Origin of the sequence: Embleya sp. NPDC050154, from assembly GCF_044460165.1 — a bacterium.
Taxonomy (GTDB): Bacteria; Actinomycetota; Actinomycetes; order Streptomycetales; family Streptomycetaceae; genus Embleya.
The window spans coordinates 1-19,295 of record NZ_JBITJP010000010.1 but is presented as its reverse complement, the minus strand read 5'-3'; the positions used below and the strand labels follow the sequence as shown (position 1 = coordinate 19,295).

General features: G+C 73.1%; 16 protein-coding genes. 7 read left to right on the top strand and 9 right to left on the bottom strand.

Annotated elements, in window-relative coordinates; translation table 11 throughout:
• The first annotated feature begins 147 nt into the window (after positions 1-147).
• From ACIBSV_RS21545 to ACIBSV_RS21535, 3 genes are all read left to right on the top strand, one after another.
• Positions 148-1,386 carry a cytochrome P450 gene (locus ACIBSV_RS21545; protein ID WP_395865319.1) on the top strand — a complete coding sequence of 413 codons (1,239 nt, stop codon included), beginning with the start codon at positions 148-150 and terminating at the stop codon, positions 1,384-1,386.
• A gap of 207 nt (positions 1,387-1,593) precedes the next feature.
• Positions 1,594-2,025, top strand: coding sequence for a DUF732 domain-containing protein (locus ACIBSV_RS21540; RefSeq protein WP_395865317.1), 432 nt, complete (start codon positions 1,594-1,596; stop codon positions 2,023-2,025).
• Positions 2,026-2,206: 181 nt separating this feature from the next.
• Positions 2,207-2,656 carry an RICIN domain-containing protein gene (locus tag ACIBSV_RS21535; RefSeq protein WP_395865315.1) on the top strand — a complete coding sequence of 150 codons (450 nt, stop codon included), beginning with the start codon at positions 2,207-2,209 and terminating at the stop codon, positions 2,654-2,656.
• A gap of 42 nt (positions 2,657-2,698) precedes the next feature.
• On the opposite strand, the gene ACIBSV_RS21530 is transcribed toward ACIBSV_RS21535, so the two are convergent.
• The 4 genes from ACIBSV_RS21530 to ACIBSV_RS21515 all read right to left on the bottom strand — a co-directional run bounded on the left by ACIBSV_RS21530 (position 2,699) and on the right by ACIBSV_RS21515 (position 6,766).
• A complete protein-coding gene (locus ACIBSV_RS21530; RefSeq protein WP_395865313.1) occupies positions 2,699-3,196 on the bottom strand; it encodes a hypothetical protein in 498 nt (165 codons plus the stop codon).
• Positions 3,197-3,545: 349 nt separating this feature from the next.
• Entirely contained in the window at positions 3,546-4,769 is a 1,224-nt protein-coding gene (locus tag ACIBSV_RS21525) for a beta-ketoacyl-[acyl-carrier-protein] synthase family protein (protein WP_395865311.1), read from the bottom strand.
• A 180-nt stretch (positions 4,770-4,949) separates the two neighbouring features.
• A complete protein-coding gene (locus tag ACIBSV_RS21520) occupies positions 4,950-5,582 on the bottom strand; it encodes a response regulator (RefSeq protein WP_395865903.1) in 633 nt (210 codons plus the stop codon).
• Positions 5,579-6,766, bottom strand: a complete 1,188-nt coding sequence (locus ACIBSV_RS21515) for a histidine kinase (protein WP_395865309.1) — start codon at positions 6,764-6,766, stop codon at positions 5,579-5,581. Before ACIBSV_RS21515 ends, ACIBSV_RS21520 begins: the two co-directional genes overlap by 4 nt.
• Before the next feature lie 296 nt (positions 6,767-7,062).
• Here ACIBSV_RS21515 and ACIBSV_RS21510 point away from each other — a divergent pair, with 296 nt between their 5' ends.
• The 3 genes from ACIBSV_RS21510 to ACIBSV_RS21500 all read left to right on the top strand — a co-directional run bounded on the left by ACIBSV_RS21510 (position 7,063) and on the right by ACIBSV_RS21500 (position 11,236).
• Positions 7,063-7,788, top strand: coding sequence for an ABC transporter ATP-binding protein (locus ACIBSV_RS21510; RefSeq protein WP_395865901.1), 726 nt, complete (start codon positions 7,063-7,065; stop codon positions 7,786-7,788).
• The gene (locus ACIBSV_RS21505) at positions 7,785-10,223 is read left to right on the top strand and encodes an FtsX-like permease family protein (RefSeq protein WP_395865307.1); all 2,439 of its coding nucleotides are present in this window, start codon (positions 7,785-7,787) and stop codon (positions 10,221-10,223) included. The genes ACIBSV_RS21510 and ACIBSV_RS21505 overlap by 4 nt, the downstream gene beginning before the upstream one ends.
• 173 nt (positions 10,224-10,396) lie before the next feature.
• Complete coding sequence (locus ACIBSV_RS21500; RefSeq protein ID WP_395865305.1) at positions 10,397-11,236, top strand: N-acetylmuramoyl-L-alanine amidase; 840 nt, start codon at positions 10,397-10,399, stop codon at positions 11,234-11,236.
• Between the two features lie 60 nt (positions 11,237-11,296).
• Here ACIBSV_RS21500 and ACIBSV_RS21495 read toward each other — a convergent pair whose 3' ends face one another.
• The 5 genes from ACIBSV_RS21495 to ACIBSV_RS21475 all read right to left on the bottom strand — a co-directional run bounded on the left by ACIBSV_RS21495 (position 11,297) and on the right by ACIBSV_RS21475 (position 16,254).
• Positions 11,297-11,470: a hypothetical protein gene (locus tag ACIBSV_RS21495; RefSeq protein WP_395865303.1), complete on the bottom strand. Its 174-nt coding sequence runs from the start codon at positions 11,468-11,470 to the stop codon at positions 11,297-11,299.
• A gap of 132 nt (positions 11,471-11,602) precedes the next feature.
• Positions 11,603-11,995 carry a DUF3037 domain-containing protein gene (locus tag ACIBSV_RS21490; protein ID WP_395865301.1) on the bottom strand — a complete coding sequence of 131 codons (393 nt, stop codon included), beginning with the start codon at positions 11,993-11,995 and terminating at the stop codon, positions 11,603-11,605.
• A complete protein-coding gene (locus ACIBSV_RS21485; protein ID WP_395865299.1) occupies positions 11,995-12,828 on the bottom strand; it encodes a HipA family kinase in 834 nt (277 codons plus the stop codon). Before ACIBSV_RS21485 ends, ACIBSV_RS21490 begins: the two co-directional genes overlap by 1 nt.
• A gap of 773 nt (positions 12,829-13,601) precedes the next feature.
• On the bottom strand, positions 13,602-14,996 hold the full coding sequence (locus tag ACIBSV_RS21480; protein WP_395865297.1) for a hypothetical protein: 1,395 nt from the start codon (positions 14,994-14,996) through the stop codon (positions 13,602-13,604).
• Positions 14,997-15,219: 223 nt separating this feature from the next.
• Positions 15,220-16,254: a hypothetical protein gene (locus ACIBSV_RS21475; protein WP_395865296.1), complete on the bottom strand. Its 1,035-nt coding sequence runs from the start codon at positions 16,252-16,254 to the stop codon at positions 15,220-15,222.
• Between the two features lie 284 nt (positions 16,255-16,538).
• Between ACIBSV_RS21475 and ACIBSV_RS21470 the strand changes: the two genes are divergently transcribed.
• A complete protein-coding gene (locus tag ACIBSV_RS21470) occupies positions 16,539-18,959 on the top strand; it encodes a helicase-associated domain-containing protein (RefSeq protein WP_395865294.1) in 2,421 nt (806 codons plus the stop codon).
• Positions 18,960-19,295 lie beyond the last annotated feature (336 nt).

The following is a 19,295-nucleotide window of genomic DNA, read 5'->3' as shown; positions in this document are numbered from 1 at the left end:
CGCACCACCCAGGCACGACGCCCAGCCAGACCACCCGCACAGGCACACCATCTCGCACGCACCACCGCACCACCGCGCTTTCCGGCACCCGTCCCCGGCCGGTTTCCGCGGCGACCTCGCACACCCTCCGGCAACGGGAGTTCCACCATGACGTGTCCGGTCCTCGACCACGGCTTCGACCCCACCGACCCCGACCTGTACACCACGCGCATCCCGCTGGACGAGTTCGCCCAGTTGCGCAAGACGTCCCCGGTCGTGTGGGTCCCGCAGACGCCCGAGGTGTCCAACTTCGGCGACGACGGCTACTGGCTGGTCACCCGGCACGCGGATGTCAAGGAGGTCTCCACCAAGCCGGAGATCTACTCGACGAACAAGAACACGGCGATCATCCGGTTCGCCGAGGGCATGGACATGTCCAACATCGACGCGCAGAAGCTCATCATGATCAACATCGACCCGCCGGAGCACACCCGGCTGCGCAGCATCGTCCAGCGCGGTTTCACGCCCCGGGCGATCAACGCGCTCCAGGCCGCGTTGACCGAGCGGGCCGCGCAGATCGTGGCGGACGCCAAGCTCAAGGGCTCCGGCGACTTCGTCACCGAGGTCGCGTGCGAGCTGCCGTTGCAGGCGATCGCGGAGTTGATCGGCGTACCGCAGGAGGATCGCAAGAAGATCTTCGAGTGGTCGAACAAGATGCTCGGGTACGACGACCCGGAGTACGCGGAGTCCACCGAGGTCGGCGCGCAGGCCGCCGCCGAGCTGATGCTGTACTCGATGGGCATGGCCGAGGAGCGCAAGGCGTGCCCGGCGCAGGACATCGTCACCCGGCTGATCACCGCGGAATCCGACGGCAGCCTGTCCTCGGACGAATTCGGTTTCTTCGTACTGCTGTTGGCGGTCGCGGGCAACGAGACCACGCGCAACGCGATCACGCACGGGATGCTCGCGTTCTTCGACAACCCCGACCAGTGGGAGCTGTACAAGGCGGAGCGCCCGGAGACCACGGCGGACGAGATCGTGCGGTATTCGTCGCCGGTGATGTCCTTCCAGCGCACCGCGACCCAGGACACCGTGCTCGGCGGCCAGGAGATCAAGGCGGGGCAGCGGGTCGGCATCTTCTACAGCTCGGCCAACTACGACGCCGACGTGTTCGAGAACCCGATGAAGTTCGACATCACCCGCAACCCGAACCCGCACCTGGGCTTCGGCGGTGGCGGTCCGCACTTCTGCCTGGGTGCCTCGCTGGCCCGGATGGAGATCAACCTGATGTTCAACGCGATCGCCGACGCGATGCCGGACATCACCAAGGCGGCCGACCCTCGCCGGCTTCGCCACGCGTGGATCAACGGCATCAAGGAACTCCAGGTGCACTACACGGGCAAGTAGCCCACCGGATCTCGGCAGGAGCGCCGGTCGACGACCCGCGACCCGGCCGAACGTGACAGGCGCCGTCCGCTACGGGAGCAGCGGGCGGTGCCTTCGCGGTTTCCGGGGTGGGACTTCGGTGTCGGAGAAGGTCACGACTCGGTGAACGAGGTCCGATCGGGTGGTCCGGGGGCATAGCCTCCGCCGCATCCGACCGTGGGGGGTCTCGTGAGCAGTCAGTCGTCGCAGCCGCGTCGACGTATCGGCAACCGCGTCGTAGGGGCATGCGTTGCCATCGTCCTGGTGATCGGCGCCGCCGTGTTCGTGTCGACCCTGGTGCGGGGCAAGGGGGACGGCGACACGGCGACGCCGGCCGCCGGAGCCGGGGCGAACTCCGCCTCGGCCGGCGACAGTCGCTCGCCGAACGATGCCCGCTTCATCGCCGAACTGGGTCGCGTGGCGCCACAACTGGTGGGCGCCAAGGCCGACTTCAGCGTATTGCTGAGCATGGCCAACGTGTCCTGCGGGTGGGTCGCGATGGGCAAGGAGCGCGACGAGATCGCGGGCCGCATCATGGGCGTCACCTTCACCCGCGAGGAGGCCGCCGCCATCACGAACGCGGCGATGGCGGTGTACTGCCCGGCGGGAGGCCGCAAGTAGCAAGTAGGGGGCGCAGGCGGCGGGACGCACCGGGGACGGCGCGGCCGGGGCGGTGTGCGCGACGCGGTCACCCACTCGGATGTCCCGAACGGGGCGGGCCCGGCGGCCGGCGCGCGGAGTGTGGGAGCGGCGTGCGAAGGTGACTGGTTCAAGATCGATGGACCGGGACCAGGGGAGCGACGTGGGCGGCGTTGACGAGGGTGTGTACGTGGTGCGCAACGTGCACAGTGGGCTGGTCCTCGAGGTCGAGGGCGGGCGTACGAACAGCGGGGCCAACGTGTGGCAGGGCGCCGAGGACGGCTCCACCGCGCAGCACTGGCGGATCACCGCCGTACACGCGGGCGGTGCGGTGTACCACCTGGAGCACGTGGTCAGCGGGAAGCGGCTGGACGTGACCGGTGCCTCGGAGGAGAACGGGGCCAACGTGCAGCTCTGGCGGGCGAACAACTTCGGCGCGCAGGAGTGGATCCTGGAGCAGCACGCGGACGCGCCGGGGCGGGTCACGCTGATCAACTACGTCAGCGGGCTGCTCCTCGAGGTGGCCGACGACAGCACCGAGCCCGGTGGCAACGTGCGGCAGTGGGAGGACACCGACCGCCCCTCACAGTGGTGGGTGCTCGAAGCACGCTGAGCCCGCGGCCGGCCGCCGCGTGCCGCCCCGGCGTCGCCGTGGCTACGCGGCGGCCACCACGTGGGTGCGCGCGAGTGCCGGGGCGGTGATCCGCGGGCGAGCGCCGGGGCGGGCGAAGACGAACAGCCGCAGCACCACGAACCGGCCGATCCCGGCCAGGCCGGACGCGCCCAGGTAGACGCCCTGCTCGACCAGGACGCCCGCGCCCGGGGCGGCCGCGTGCAGCCCGAGCACCGCGGCGGTGGTGAACAGGTAGGCGACCAGCGCGCTGAGCGCCGACTGCCCGTGCGCGCGCAGCCCGGCGCGCCCGCCGCCGAAGGTGAACCGGCTGTGCAGCTCGGTGGCCGCCACCGTGGAGACCACGGTCACGAACGCGTTGGCGACCGCGATCGGCATCGTGTCGGAGAGCACGACCAGTGCGCCCGAGGAGGCGATCCCGGTGCCGCCGCCGAAGACCACGAACCGCGCGAACGCGGCGATCGAACCGGACTTCCCGGCCCTGCCGCCGGCTGCGTTGCTGGTGTTCCCCGTGGTCTTCATGTCCTTCAGCCTAGAAACGAATGAGGCCAGGGACGTTCCTGATTCACCAGGTGCGCGCGAGGTGCTCGGCAAAAACCTGACGGCTTGCCGGAACCCCTCTCCCATATGGCCTTCGGGCACCTCCGCCCGCTGATCCGGGACGGCTGTGACCCCTCCACCCTGATGCACGAGCGCCCCTCGACGCACCCGATTTTTCCGCCCGCCGGGTGTCCGCACCGAAGGGTTGGCGGCGGCGCGGGGATCGCCGGAGCGGACCCCGCCGAAGGCCCGAACACGCACCGACCCCGGTCGGCCCGCGAGGCGGGGGACCGGGGTCGGTGCGGCGCGTGGCGCCGGTGTCGGGCGGGTCCTAGTTGGCCGAGGTGAAGACCAGGGCCGCGTTGTGGCCGCCGAAGCCGAAGGCGTTGGCGACGGCCACGTTCAGGGGGCCCACCCGGGGTTCCTTGGCGACCACGTCGAGGTCGATGTCGGGATCCTGGGAGTCGAGGTTGATGGTGGCCGGGACGACCCCGTCGCGCAGCGACGCCACCGCGGCGACCGCGGCGATCGCGCCGGCCCCGCCGCACAGGTGACCGAGCATCGACTTGATCGCGGTGACCGCCGCGTGCGTACCGATCGCCTCGGTGATCGAGGCGGCCTCCAGCGCGTCGCCGCCCGGCGTCGAGGTGGCGTGCGCCTGGATGTGGTCCACGTCCGCGCCGGTGACGCCCGCCTCGGCCATCGCCATCCGCAACGCGCGGACCTGGCCCGGCCCGTACCCGGCGGTGATGTGGTTGGCGTCCGAGGTGACCCCCGCGCCGGCCAGGTACGCGTGCACGAACGCGCCGCGCGCCGCCGCGAAGTCGGCCCGCTCCAGGACCACCAGCGCGGCGCCCTCGCTCATCACGAACCCGTTCCGCCCGGCGTCGAACGGACGCGACGCGGCGGCGGGGTCGCCCTCGTAGGTGGACAGCGCGCGGGCCTGCGCGAAGCCCGCGATCGGCAGCGCGCCTATCGTCGCCTCGGCGCCGCCGGCGACCACCACGTCGGCGCGACCGAGCCGGATCAGGTCCAGGCCGTACGCGATCGCCTCCGAGCCCGACGCGCACGCGCTGACCGGGGTGTACGCGCCCGCCCGGGCACCCAGTTCCATGCTTACCTGCGCGGCCGGCCCGTTGGGCATCAACATCGGCACGGTATGCGGGGACACCCGGCGCACGCCGGACGCGGCCAGTACGTCGTGCTGCGCGAGCATCGTCATCGCACCGCCCATGCCGGTGCCCACCACCACGGCGAACCGTTCCGGCTCGACCGTCGGCGCACCCGCGTCCGCCCACGCCTCGCGTGCCGCCACGAGCGCGGCCTGCTGACATCGGTCCAGGCGCCGGGCGCGGACCCGGTCCAGTACCGTCTCGGGGCAGACCCGCATCCGTCCGGCGATCCGCACCGGCAGGTCGGCCGCCCACGGATCGGCCAGGGCTTCGATTCCCGACTCGCCCGCGAGGAGGGCCGCCCACGTGGACGGCACGTCCCCGCCCAAAGGCGTGGTCGCACCCATCCCGGTGACCACCACATCGGTCTTGCCGAGCGTCATAGAACGCACCCCAGCTCTGTCGAAGAATTGTGGAAACACGACACGGGTGACCCACTCGCGCTCGCGTGCGGGCCACTTGATCCGCAACGCTGTCAGGGAAAGGCCGGTCCGGGGGTATCGACACCGATAAAGAGGACGTCCTATTACTTGTGGAGACCCGACAACCGACCGGTAACCGGCTCAGCCCCGCAAATACGCCAGAACGGCCAATACCCGTCGATGATCGTCGGCCGCCGGCGGCAGATTCAGCTTGGTCAGGATGCTCGCGATGTGCTTGGACACCGCCGCCTCGCTGACCACCAGGGCCCGGGCCACAGCCGCATTGGAGCGTCCTTCGGCCATCAGCGCAAGCACCTCGCGCTCGCGCGGCGTGACCTTGGCGAGCGGATCGCGCCGCCGGGCCAACAGTTGGCGGATCACCTCGGGATCCACCACCATTCCGCCGTCGGCGACCCGCTCCAGGGCGGCCATGAATTCGGTCACATCGCCGATGCGATCCTTGAGCAGATAGCCCGTACCCACCCCGTCGCGCGCGTCGAGGAGCTCGTCGGCGAACGTTTGTTCGACGTACTGGCTCAGCACCAGCACCGCCAGGTCCGGCCGCACCCGCTGGAGCTCGCGGATGGCTCGCAGGCCCTCGTCGGTGAAGTCCGGCGGCATCCGGACATCGGCGATCACCACGTCCGGGGCGTGCGCGCGCACCGCAGCCACCAGCGAGGGACCATCGCCCACGGCCGCCGGCACCTCGTGTCCGAACCGCTCCAACAGGCCCACCAGGCCCTCGCGCAGCAATACCGCGTCCTCCGCGATCACCACTCGCAAACGCCGCACGGTATCTCCACTCGCACCAGGGTCGGCCCGCCGATCGGACTCGACAACAACATCCGACCATCCACCGCCGCGACCCGGTCGGCCAGCCCCGTCAGACCCGAACCCGCGGCCGGGTCCGCGCCGCCGCGCCCGTCGTCCGCGACCTCCAGGACCAGCACCTCGTCCTGGATCCGCCCGTGCACCCGGCAGCGCTCGGCGCCGCTGTGCCTTGCCGCGTTCGCGAGCGCCTCGCACACCGCGAAGTACGCGGCCACCTCCACCGAGGCGGGCAGCCGCGACACCTGGACGTCGGTGTCCACCGGCACCGGCGAGCGCCCCGCGACATCGCGAATCGCGGCGGGCAACCCGCGCTCGGTCAGCACCTGCGGATGCACTCCCCGGATCAACTCGCGCAACTCCGCCAGCGCCTCGCGGGCCATGGTGTGCGCCTCGGCCACCTCCCGGGCCGCCCGCGAGTCGGGCGGCAGGTCCAACGCGGCCAGCCCGAGCTTCATCGTCAACGCCACCAGGCGCTGCTGCGCGCCGTCGTGCAGGTCCCGCTCGATCCGCCGCTGCTCGGCCTCGAACGCGTCCACCAGGCGGGCCCGGGAGCGGCGTACCTCGGTCAACTCGGCGTCCCGCGAGCCCAGCACCGCGATCGCGACCGCCGAACGCGCCCCCGCCCACGCCGCGATCGGATACGCCGCCACGGGCAGCAGCACCAGCCCCGCGAGCACCCCGCCCACCGACGCCCAGGGCGTCGCGGAGGGTTGCCACGGCGCGCTGAGCAGCACACCGGGAATCCCCACCGCGACGAACAACACCGCCAGATCCACCCACCCCAGGGTGAGCACCGACAACGCCCCCCACCCCAGCTCGCGCCACCCGGCCGGCTCCCGCAGCGAGGACCGGGCCGGCCGCGCGTCCGGCGCCACCAGGCGCAACCGGCGCCGTTCGAACGGCCCCGCCAGCGCGACCAGCACCGTGAGCACCAGACCCGCGCAGACCACCGCCGCGACCGGCCCGATCCGGTTCCAGGACGCGGCGATCCCACCCGCCGCGACGCCGCCCGCGACCCCGGGCACCCCGCCCGCCAGCAGGTACCCGATCGAACGCCACGGCCAGGCCGAGGACAGGAAGCCCACCGGGCGCGCGGTCAGCGCCTCCAACACATTGCGAGGAATCACCGCTCGACCGTAGCCGGCACCCGGGCCGCTGTCGGTAGTGCCAGGTGGAGTGTTCGAACCAGTGCCGGCACCAATGCGCCGACCCCCACCCGGCGCCTTGACTCGACGTCGTGACGAACCGACCCGGCGCCGTGCCGCGCCACTTTCCGGACCCCTCCGCACAGCCCGCCGGCGCCGCGCCGGGCGATCGCCCGGATCCCGCCGATCGCGCGACTGCCGACCGCACGCCCGCCGATGGCCCGTCCGTCGAACGCCCGTCCGTCGAACGCCCTTCCGCGGCGCGCGCGGACGCCGTCGTGGTGCGGCTTCGCGACGTCACCCGGGTGTTCCACACCGGCGGACACCCGGTCGCCGCGCTCGACGGGATCGACCTGGACATCGCCGCGGGCACGATGACCGCCGTGATGGGCGCCTCCGGCTCCGGCAAGTCCACGCTGCTGCACTGCGCCTCGGGCCTGGACCGGCCCACCTCCGGCCTGGTCACCATCGCCGGCACGATCACCCGCGACCTGGACGAGCGAGCGCTGGCCCACCTGCGCCGCGAGCACATCGGCTTCGTCTTCCAAGCGCTGAACCTGGTCTCCGCGCTCACCGCGGAGCAGAACGTCGCGCTCCCGCTGCGACTGGCCGGGCGCCGGGCCGACCCGGACGCGGTGGCCCGCGCCCTGGCCGCCGTGGGGCTGGCCGATCGGGCCCGCCACCGGCCCGATCGACTCTCCGGCGGCCAGCAGCAACGCGTGGCGATCGCCCGCGCCCTGATCACCAGGCCCGCCGTGCTGTTCGCCGACGAACCCACCGGGGCGCTGGACAGCAGCGCGTCGCGCACCGTGCTGGGCCTGCTGCGCTCGCTGGTCGACGAGCACGGCCACAGCGTGGTCATGGTCACCCACGACCCGGCCGCCGCGTCCTGGGCGGACCGGGTGGTGCTCCTGGCCGACGGTCGGGTGGTCGACGAACTCACGCGGCGCACCGACCCGGAGACGATCGCCGCCCGCGCGGCCGCGGCGGAGGTGCGGGCGTGAACACCCTGGCCACACTGCGCGAACGCGGCACCGCGCTCCTGGGCTCGCTGCTCGCGCTGGTCCTGGGCATCGCGATCCTCACCGCGAGCGCGCTGATCCAACTCACCGGCGGCACACCGGTGCCCGAGCGCTACGCCGGCACACCCGTGCTCCTGCACAGCGCGCACGGCACGGACCGCGACGGCGAGTTCGCCGAACCGGTGCCCTGGTCGCCCGAGCGCACCGGGCAACTCGTGCGCGAACTGGCCGCGATCCCGGGTGTGCGGGAGGTGGTCGCGGACCGGCCCTTCTACGCGCAGGCCGTGTCGGGCGGCCGACCGGTGGGCGGGCGGGACGGGGACGAACGCATGGGCCGGGGATGGTCGAGCACGACGCTCGCGCCGGCTCCGCTGGTCGCCGGACACGCCCCGCGCCGCGCCGACGAGATCGCCGTGGACGCCGAACTGGGGCCGCGCCCGGGCGAGTCGATCACGGTGTTGACCGCGAGCGGGCCCGCCGCGTACACCGTCAGCGGCACGGTGCGCGGGCCCGGCTACTACGTCACCGACGAGCGCGCCCGGGAGTTGGCCCCCGGTGTGCGGGTGCTGGGCGTGCAACTGACCGACGGCGCCGACCCGCGGGCGGTGGCCGCCGCCGCGCGGGCCCTGGCGCGCACCGACGCGCGCGTGCTCACCGGCGCGGATCGGCGCGACCTGGCGCCGGCCTCGGCCCGCCGCACGTCGTGGATCGGTGCCCAGGTGATCATCACGATGGCCGGGCTCGCGGGCTTCGTCACGATCCTGGTGGTCGCGGGCACGTTCGCCTTCGGCGTGAACACGCGGCGTCGCGAACTCGCCCTGCTGCGGGTCATCGGCGCCGACCCCGGACAGGTGCGACGCGCGCTGTACGCCGAGGCGCTCCTGCTCGGCGCGCTCGGTTCGGCCACCGGCGTGCTGATCGGTGTGCTCGGCGCACCCGCGGTGACCGGGATGCTGGTGGACACCGGCTTCGAACCGGCCGGGTTCACGATCCGGGTCCGGACCTGGATCCCGGCCGCGGTGTTCGCGGTGGGAGTGGGCACGGCGCTGGTCGCCGTGTGGTCCGCGTCCCGACGGGCCGCGCGGATCGATCCGCTGGAGGCGCTGCGCGAGGCGGTCGTCGACGAACGGCCGATCGGCAGGGTCCGCCGGATCGCGGGCATCGCGAGCGTGGCCCTGGGCGGCGGTTGCGCGCTCGCGAGCGCGTTCGCGGCGCCGACCGAGATGATCACCTGGGCCTTGGCCACCGCGGTCGCCTCGATCAGCGGCGCGACCCTGCTCGCCCCGGTGTTCGTGGCCCCGCTGGCCCGCGCGCTCACCCGCCCGTTCGCCCGCCGAGTGGGCGCGGGCGCGCTGCTGGTGCGGGAGAGCGCCTGCGCCGCCGTGGGCCGCACCGCCTCCACCGTCGCGCCGGTGCTGGCCACGATCGCCTTCGTGGTGCTGATCACCGGCAACACCCGTACCGGCGCCGAGGCGTTCGCCGACCACGCGAGCGCGACGACGCGGGCGAGCGGCGCGGTGGTCGCGAGCGGTACGCCGGGTCTGTCCGACGCCGCGGTGGCGGGGGTGACCGGCAGCGCGCTGCTCGCGAGCACCGTGTACGCGGGCCCGGCCCGGCTTGCCGTCGACGCGGCCGGCATCGACCCGCACGCCTTCGCCCGCACACACGACCGGCTCGACCCCGTCCGGGGCACACTCGCCGACCTGGTCGGCCCCGACACCGTCGCGGTGACCGCCTCGACGCTGGCGGCACTGGGGCAACCCCCGTCTCAAGAAGCGGAGTTCACCTTCGCGGACGGGCGTACGCGGGTGTTGCGGATCGTCGCGGTGCTCGACGACCGCGCGGATTCGCACGGCGTGCTACTCGCCCGGGACACGCTGCGCGCACACGACCCGGACGCGCTGACCGAGGTGGTCCATCGCACCGGCGGGCCGGCGATCGTGCCCGGCGACCCCGCGGCGACCGCGCTGGGCGTCCGGGAGATCGGGGTCGCCGCGTACGCGCGGCGGGCCGATGCCGAAGAGGACCGACTGATCGACGTGTTCACCCTGCTGCTGGTTGCGACGACCGCCGGCTACACCGCCCTGGCCGTCGGCAACACGCTGCTCATGGCCGGCGCCGGCCGGGTCGCCGACTTCCGGGTGTTGCGCCTGTCCGGGGCTACCCGCCGCCAAGTGTTGTGGACGGTCGCGGGGGAGACCACGTTCGTGGTCGTGCTGGGCGTGCTGCTCGGCGGCCTGGTCGCGGTGCCGTCGCTGCTCGGGATCCGGGCGGGACTGGCGGGCGCGCTCGGTACGCCGGTGCGCCTGGTGGTGCCGTGGGCGCCGGTGACCTGCGCGATCGTGACATGCCTGGCGATCGCGCTCGCGGCGAGCGTGCTACCGGCCCGACGGGCGATGGGCGGAGTGGCGCCGTGAGGGTGGGCCGGGCCGGGCCGACGCCGTGACGTTCGGCGGGTTGTCGGGCGGCATTATCACCGACTTGGGTGCGATTGGCCCGGGTTTGCCGAAGATCACGGAAAATCCGGCGAATCATCGTGACCATGGTCATTCGCGACTTCGTCCCCCGACCTCGACTTAGGGAGACCGCCATGGCCTGGTACCCCGGAGCCACCAAGCGCGAGCTGCAGCCGGAATCCGACGCGCAACCCGCCATCCGTCCCACCCAGTTCATCCTGCACTCGATCGCCGCGCCGTGGTCGGGACAGCGCATGTACGAGTACTGGCGCGATTCCACCAACCTCGAATCGCACTTCGGCTGCGCCTACGACGGCGGCCTGTGGCAGTACATCGGCACCGAGACCCGCGCGGACGCCAACGCGTCGGCTAACCGCCGATCCGACGGCACCGGCGCGGTCAGCGTGGAGACCGCGAGCAACCTGGAACACACCGACCCGTGGACCGACGCCCAGATGGACAGCCTGATCCGGCTGGGCGTGTGGCTGCACGAGCGGCACGACCTGCCGCTGCGGATCTGCCGCGCCTGGGACGACCCGGGCTACGGGTATCACCGGCTGTTCGCCAAGTGGTCGATCAGCGGCACCGCGTGCCCCGGCGACGCACGCGTGCGGCAGTTCCACGACCGGGTCTTCCCCGGCATCGTGGCCGGCACGGGCGGAACCCCCGTCCCCGACATCCCCGCCCCGCGACCGGCCGTCGACCTGGCCGAACTGGTCGCCGCGGCACGGTCCGACCCGAGCCGCGAGGGCACCCCGGTCACCTACGTGGGCACCCGGATGGTCGAGAACGCCCTGGTCGCGGAGGGGCTGCTCGCCCGGAACCTGGCCGACGGGCACTACGGGACGGCGACCCTGCGGGCCTACGCGGAGTGGCAGCGCCGGCTCGGCTACAACGGGTCGGACGCGGACGGGATCCCGGGGCGGCGATCATTGACGCGGCTGGGGGCGAAATACGGCTTCACGGTTGCCTGAGGGGCCGGCCGGGCACGGGTGCCGCGGAGCACCCGGCGCCCGAGTGTTCGGATCCGGGCTTCACCCGTCCCGGTCGGTGGCCACCAGCAGACCGGTGACGATCGCCATCAGTGACCACACCAGCCACATCCAGGCGACCGCTTCGTAGAGAGCGCTGTACAAACCCAGGATGGTCAGCAGCACGAGTGTGCAGACCACCATGCCCCGACTTTGTGGACCGTACGTACTGATCATCGTCGCCTCCACCCTCGGAGCCCGGGAACGAACCGGTGCTTGGCACGGTAGCGCAGCAGGTCACGGCACGGACAGAGAACGGCCGCCGGCAACCGCGCGTCGCGTCGGATCGGCGCGCGGCGGCCGGCCGCACTACAACACCAGCAGGTCGAAGAGCCGGTCCAGGTCCGCCGCCGGATTCGCGGTCAAGCCGCCGTGTACCGGACCGGGCTGGACGATCGTGCTGCGCGGGGCGGTCAGCCAGCGGAACCGTCGACCCACCGGCTCGGCCCCCGGAGCGCCGGCCGCCTCGCTGCCCGCGCACACCAGCTCCCACGCGGCGAGCACCGCGCGCGCCTGGGTCACGTCGGCGTCCGGGTCCAAGGCGCACAACCTGGACTGCTCCACATGGGTGCGCGCGCCCAGGAAGCCGAACGCCTGGCTGTACAGCGCGACCCCGACGTTCAGACACTCCCCGCGCTCCACGCGCGGCACCAGGCGGATGATCGAGTACTCGAAGAACTGCCGCTGCGCGTTCATCGTCATCACTTGAGCCAATCCGGGCGGTTCGACGACTGCGCCGCGCCCTGCCGCGCGACCACGTCCGGCGCGATCTCCGGCAGCCACGCGCGCGGACCGGCGGCGCGGGCGAGCAGGTGCCCGATGTACGCCTCACGCAGCGCGTCGGGGCTGTCCAGGCCCAGCGCGCGCTCGGCGTCACCGGGATCCAGCCACTCGTCCGGGACCAGGGCCAACACCTCGGTGAGCAACTCGCGGGTGATCCGAGGGGCCAGCTCGGCGTCCGCCTTGAGCAGGCCCGGACCGCCGAGGGCGGCCAGCACGTGGTCGGCGGCGTCGAACGGCCGCGTCGCGGCCGCCTTGGCGGCCTGCCACGCGTGGTGGAACCACAACGCGGCGCCGTGGTCGATCAGCCACAACCGGCCGTGCCACACGAGCAGGTTCGGATTGCGCCAGGAACGGTCCACGTTCGAGGTCAGCGCGTCCAGCCACAACACCCGCGCGGCCAGTTCGGCGTCCGGCTCCCAGGTGGCCGGGGTGAAGTCGGCCGAGCCCGGCAGGAAGTCCATCCCCAGGTTCAGCCCGGCACTCGCCTGGACCAGTTCCTGGACCTCCTGGTCCGGCTCGCCGCGCACGATCACCGGGTCCACCTCGACCCGCACCAGCGCCGGCACCGGCAGCCCGAGCCGGCGGGCGAGCTCGCCCACCACGACCTCGGCGACCAGCACCTTGACGCCCTGTCCGGCGCTGCGGAACTTCACGACATAGGTGCCCAGATCGTCGGCCTCTACGAGGCCGGGCAGCGAACCGCCCTCCCGCATCGGCGTGACGTAACGAATGGCATGGACCAGGGGAAGCATTCCCGAACAATGCCACGCGCCGTCCGGCAAAAAACACTCGGCCTGTTGGGCGACTTCGTCGCCGGCTCGGGAGGGGGTGGGTCGTGGGTGGGGGTGTGGGGTGGGGGCCGGGGTCGTGGGTGGGGTGGTGCTGTTTGTTGGGCGACTTTGTCGCCGGCTCGGGAGGGGCTGGGTCGTGGGTAGGGCGTGGGGTGGCGGGCCGGAGTCGTGGGGGAGGCGTTGCTGTTTGTTGGGCGACTTCGTCGCCGGCTCGCGAGGCACCGCTTTTTCTTTCCCCCGCTTCGCTCCTCCAAGAAAAAGCGGCGCCTCGCTCGGGACGGTGTGTCCCTCCGCTTCGCTCCGGGCCACACCGTCCACACCTGCGGCTCCGCCGCTCTCCGCGCTTCGCGCGTCGATCACGGGGGTGGGGCGGGGTCGGGGGCGCTGACGCGCCGGGGGGCGGCCTGTCGAAGCGATGCGGGCCTGCTTCGGGGTGGTGCCGGGGCGGGGCTTCGATCCCGTGTCGGGCTTTGTGGCGGGTGGGTGGTGGGGAGTTCTATGGGCGGATGCCGGGCGCCGATTTGCCGGAGGACCACTCGCACGTTGGGTTCGGGCGGGTGGTTCTCCGGGGCGGGGAGGTGAGCGTGGCCGGGGAGGGGCGGGTGCCGGGCGTTGTGGGGCTCGGCGGGGGATTGCGGGCCCCCGGGGTGGCGAGCCCGGGGCCATCCCCCGACGCGTCGGCGTCGGGGGACGGCCGTCGTCGGCGGGTGGGGGAGCCCCGGTTCGGAACGGCGTCAGATGAGCGTCAGCGTCAAGGTGCCGGTGTAGGTGCCGGGCACGGTGATGCCCGGGACGCCGAGCTTGAGGTCGCCGCCGCACTCGAACGAACCGGCACTGGCGCCGGCCGCCGACGAGCACAGCGTGCGCGGCCGGCCCAGACCGGCGCCGGGCTCGGCCTTGCCGCCCGCGGTGACCTGCGGCGTGGCGCCGCCGGTGGGCAGCGAACCGGTGACCGACTTCGCGGTGGGCGTCCAGCCGAGGTTGTCGCCGACGATCCGGCCGCCGGTGGCGGTCAGGTCACTGGCCTGACCGGTCAGCGTCCAGCCCGCGTTGGTGCCGCGCGCGTCGGAGACGGTGAGCGGGTTGAGCGCACCGCCGGTGAAGGCGTCCTTGCCGTTGAGGGTGACGCCCGGGAGCGCGACGTCGGTGCCGCCGACGCCCAGGGTCAGCGGGCCGCCCTGCACGTCGGTGGTGATCACCTGGTAGCCGGTGCCGGGACCCGGCGGGACCGTCACGGGCTTGAACGCGACCGGGAGGAAGGTGTCCTGGGTGCGGTCGGGCGAGCCGTGCGCGGCGAAGGTGACCACGTTGCACGTGGTGACGGAGCAGTCGTACTCGACGCCGCTCGCGTTCTTGTACTTGGCCTTCATGTTGTCCAGCGTCAGCGAGAAGCTGCCGTCGGCGTTCAGCTTGGCCTGGCTCGACGACCCGGACGGGTTGGTGCGCACCCACTTGGTCGCCTGGTACGGCGCCGGGTTGGTGTTCCAGTCGGCGCCCTTGGGACCGAACGCGACGTAGATGCCGTTGCCGCCGTCGCGAACCGGGTCGAACCCGGTGCCGGTGACGGTGAACGTCTGCCCGGCCGGGTCGGCCCCGACGGCCGGGGTCACCGCGAGCTTGGGCGTCTGCACCGGCGTGTTGTTCTTGAACGCGACCGGCGTGAAGGTGTCCTGGCTGCGGTCGGTCATGCTGGCGCCGTGGGCGGCGAAGGTGACGACCCGACACTCCTGCTTGAGGCAGTCCACCTCCTTGCCGTTGCCGTCGGTGTACTTGGCCTTGACCTCGAGCGTGGTCGTGAAGGCCCCGTCCGCGGTCATCTTGCTGCCCGCGACCCACGCCTGGGCGCTGTAGGCACCCGCGTTGGTGAAGTAGTCGTCGATCTTGGGACCGAACAGGACGTAGACCCCGTTGCCGGAGTTGCGCACCTTGTCGAAGCCCGTGCCGTCGACCGTGATCGTGGCGCCGTCGGGGTTGACGTCGACGTTGGGCGACACGGTCACGGACGGGGTTGTGGCGGCCTGCGCGGGCGAGGCCAGGCTCACGCCGGCCATCGCCAGCGCGGCGGTCGCGCCTATCGCACCGAAGCGGATCAAGCGGTTCGCGGGCTGGGGCCGCGCTCCGTTCGTCATCCTTGGCTCCTCCATCTGGCAGTGTGCACAGGGCGACGCCCGGACCTATTAGCGGTAGGTCCGGGCGCCGCCCTGCGCAGAGGAGGTAAGGCTAACCTAATTAATGGGATCGTAAAGAGCGGGTGCGGCGCTCCCACAGCGGAGTGCGTCACACCCGGACGGGGCCCGGGTACCCGTGGTGTTCCCTCGCCTACGCGGTGATCCGATACGGCAATTCGGCTGCCTACGCCGCGAGCTGACGCCGATTCAGCCGCCACAGCAGATACAGCGACGCGGCGATCGCGGCGATCCGCACCATCGCGGGGAGCAGTTCGCCGTACCGGTCCCACGCCTGATCACTGGTCAGGTCCACGCCCATGTGACCGGTGGCCCGCATCCACATCCCGATCGCGAACGCCAGCGCGGTCGCGCCGGGGACGTAGAACGCGGCGAAGCGCCGCTCCTTGAGCGACCACGCGCCCGCCGTGAAGACCACCAGGAGGCCGAGCACCACCACCACGGTCGAGGCGACGATCGCGCCGATCGCCATCATCGCGATCGCGAACACCTCGCGGACCTGTGTGCGCAGCGCGCCCGGCCCGAACATGCCCAGTGCCGGCGTGGGTTCGGTCAGCGACTCCTCGTCGTCCCAGGTCGCCGACGTGTCGGAGACCACGCCGATCGGGTACGCCGGCGCGTGCAGTGAACCGTCGCCGTACATGTCGGGGCCGGGCCGCTCCGGCGTCCCGCCCTCCGGCGGGGTCCGCCACCACAGCGGCTCCTCCTCGGGATCCGCGAGCGGCACCGGCTTGGTCGCGGCGGTGCCGCCGGCGGCGGTCTCGGCGAGCGTGGGCGGACCGGCCGGTGCCGCGGCCTCGGGCGAGGTCCGGGGCGGGGGCGTGCTCGGCTGCGGTCGGGACGGATCCACCACCGCGGGAATCGGCGTCGCGTCCGCGCGAAAGCCCATCTGCCGGGCCACCGTCGCGTAGCGCGAACCGCGCATCGACATCGCGCCGACACCGTCGTCGGCCCCGACGCTGCGCAGATCGCCGAGCCGGTACAACTCGTGGCCCACCACCGCCTCGGGGGTGCCGAGCCGATCCAGGACGACCTGCACGGTGCCGGGGGTGTGCGCGTTCAACCGCTCGCGTTCGCTGTTGATCTGGCTGCGCAGGCGCTCCACCAGTCGGGCCCGATCGGCGGGACGAAGCCTGCGCTGGGCGGCGTCGCCGACCTCGCCCAGGTACTGCAGAACCAGGTGATCGCTCTCGAAGTTCACGCCCCCACCCCACCCCCGCCGAGGGATCGTCGAATCGGCACAACGCCTGCGTCGGTAAAGCGACAACTCAGCGTAGGGGCGCGGGCGAGGCGGAGCGAGGGGTTGACCGAAATGGTGATCGCCCCGATCGCGTGAATCGGGTGCCGGCGGCCCGGATCCGCGACTTCCGGACGGCTTCCGCCGAGGCTCCTCGGGGTCCTTTCGGGAGCTTCCGCGGATCTTCGAGGGCATCGGGATCCCGGGAGCGGTGATCGTCGACGGGCGAACCGTCTAACGTTGATGGGATGACCACAGCTGCGTCGCCCACCCGTGCCGAGGCGGATCGGCCCGCCGACTCCGGCCCCCGGACGCTCGCCGAGGATCTGCGCGGACGTACCGACGCGGCCCTCGGCGCTTTGCTGCGGGCTCGGCCGGACCTGACCACGCCGGTCCCGGTGGACCTGACCCAGCTCGCCACCCGGGCCACCACGCGGGCCTCGATCGCCCGCGCCCTGGAGCGGCTGGACCGGTTCACCCTCCAGGTGGTGGACGCCGCGGTGGTGCTCCCGGACGGGTTCGCCGCGGCGCGATTGTCCCCGCTGGTGGGCGCGGCCCCCGAGGCGCTCGCGCGGGCGGTGGCCAACCTGCGCGAGCAGGCCCTGCTGTGGGGGCCCGACGGCGCGCTGCGGGTGGTGCGGACGGTGCGCGACCTGGTCGGCGCGAGTCCGGCCGGACTGGGCCCGACGCTGGCCGGCGCGCTGGCCGCGACCGCGCCCTCCCGGCTCCAGGAGCTGCTCGCCGACCTGGACCTGGGCTCCACCCACGACGCGGTCTCCGCGATCGCGGCCGTCACCGACCTGTGCACCGACCCGGTCCGCCTGGAATCGCTGCTCGCGCAGGCGCCCGAGGCGGCCCGCGAGGTGCTGGACAAGCTGGTCTGGGGCCCGCCCACGGGCAGCGTGCGCGGCGCCGACCGGCCGGTGCGCGCCGACGCGGCCCGAACCCCGGTGGAGTGGCTGCTGGCCAGGGCACTGCTGGTGCCGGCCGGCCCGGACGCGGTGGTGCTGCCCCGCGAGATCGCGCTGCATCTGCGCGGCGGCCGGGTGCATCGCACGTTGGAACCGACCCCTCCCGAGCTGCCGGTGCGCGGGCACGATCCACAGGCTGTGGACAACCTGGCGGCGGGATCCGCGTTCACCGCCGTCCGCCGGGTCGAGGACCTGCTGGAGGCGTGGAGCACCGGCGGTCCCTCGGTGCTGCGGGCCGGCGGCCTGGGCATGCGCGAGTTCAAGCGCGCGGCGGTGCAGTTGGACGCGCCCGAGGCCGAGGTCGCGTTGTGGCTGGAACTGGCCTACGCGATGGGTCTGGTCGCCGGCGACGGCGAACCGGACGAGCAGTGGCTGCCCACGCCCGCCTACGACACCTGGCGCCGGACGCCGGTGGGCACCCGCTGGGCCGCACTCGCCGGCACCTGGCTCGAGACCACCCGGGTGCCCGCCCTGGTCGGCTCGCGCGACGACAAGGACCGGCCGATCGGCGCGCTGGGGCTGCAGGTGGACCGTACCGCCGCCCCCGAGGTGCGCCGCCGGATCCTGGCCACCCTCGCCGCGTTGCCGCCGGGCTCGGCCACCGACGCCGACTCGCTGCTCGCGCACCTGACCTGGCATCAGCCGATCCGGGCGGCGCGACTGCCGCGGGAGTTGTTCCGGGCGATGCTGGTCGAGGCCGAACTGCTGGGCATCACCGGCCGGGGCGCGCTCGCCGGATACGCCCGCACACTGGTCGAGGGCCGGGTCTACGAGGCGGGCGACGCGCTGACCCCGCTGCTCCCGGAGCCGTTGAACCACGTACTCCTCCAGGCCGACCTCACCGCGGTGGCGCCGGGCCCGCTGGTCCTGGACCTCGCGCACGAACTGCACCTGGCCGCCGACGTGGAGTCCACCGGCGGCGCCACCGTGTACCGCTTCACCGAGGAGTCGGTACGCCGCGCGCTGGACGCCGGCCGCACCGCCGGCGACCTGCACCACCTGCTCGCCACCCACTCGCGGACCCCGGTGCCGCAGCCGCTCAGCTACCTCGTGGACGACGTGGCCCGCCGGCACGGCCGGATTCGGGTCGGCACCGCGGCGGCCTTCCTGCGCTGCGACGACGACGCGCTGCTGGGCGAACTGCTCGCCGACCGCCGGGCCGCCGGGTTGCGCCTGCGCCGGTTGGCGCCGACCGTCCTGGCCGCCGAGTCGGCACCGGACGGCGTGCTGGAGAAGCTGCGCGCGATGGGCTTCGCGCCGGTCGCCGAGTCGGCCACCGGTGATCTGGTGCTCACCCGCCCGGACACCAAGCGCACCCCGCCCCGTTCGGCGCCGCCCAGGGTCGCCGGCGAGCCGCCGGCCCCGAGCGAGGCGCTGCTCGGCGCGGCCGTCACCGCGATCCGCGCGGGCGACGCGGCCGCCACCGGCCGGGCCGCCGACGACGGCGCGGAGCGCGACGGCGAGCCGGTCGAACTGCCGCGCACCTCGGCCGCCGAGACGCTGCTCGCGCTCCAGGCCGCACACGCCGAGCGGCGCGCGGTGTGGATCGGACACGTCACCCGGGAGGGCCGGGCCACCCAGCACATCGTGGTCCCGCTGCGTCTGGAGGGCGGCTACGTCACCGCCCACGAACAGGGCACCGGCGAGATCCACACCTACCCACTGCACCGCATCACCGGCGTCGCGGAGGCGGGCTAGGACGTCTCCGGCGGATCATGGTGGGTCCGCGCCGCCTGGTACCGCGCCTCGGACCCCTCGCCGCTCACGCCACGAAGCCCGACGAGAGATCGAAAACACGCCCCGGCACCACCCCGAAGCAGGCCCGCGCCGCGTCCTTCGGCTGCCGGACCGCCTCACCCCCCGGCGCGTCAGCGCCCCCGACCCCGCCCCACCCCCGTGATCGACGCGCGAAGCGCGGAGAGCGGCGGAGCCGCAGGTATGGACGGTGTGGCCCGGAGCGAAGCGGAGGGACACACCGTCCCGAGCGAGGCACCGCTTTTTCTTGGAGGAGCGAAGCGGGGGAAAGAAAAAGCG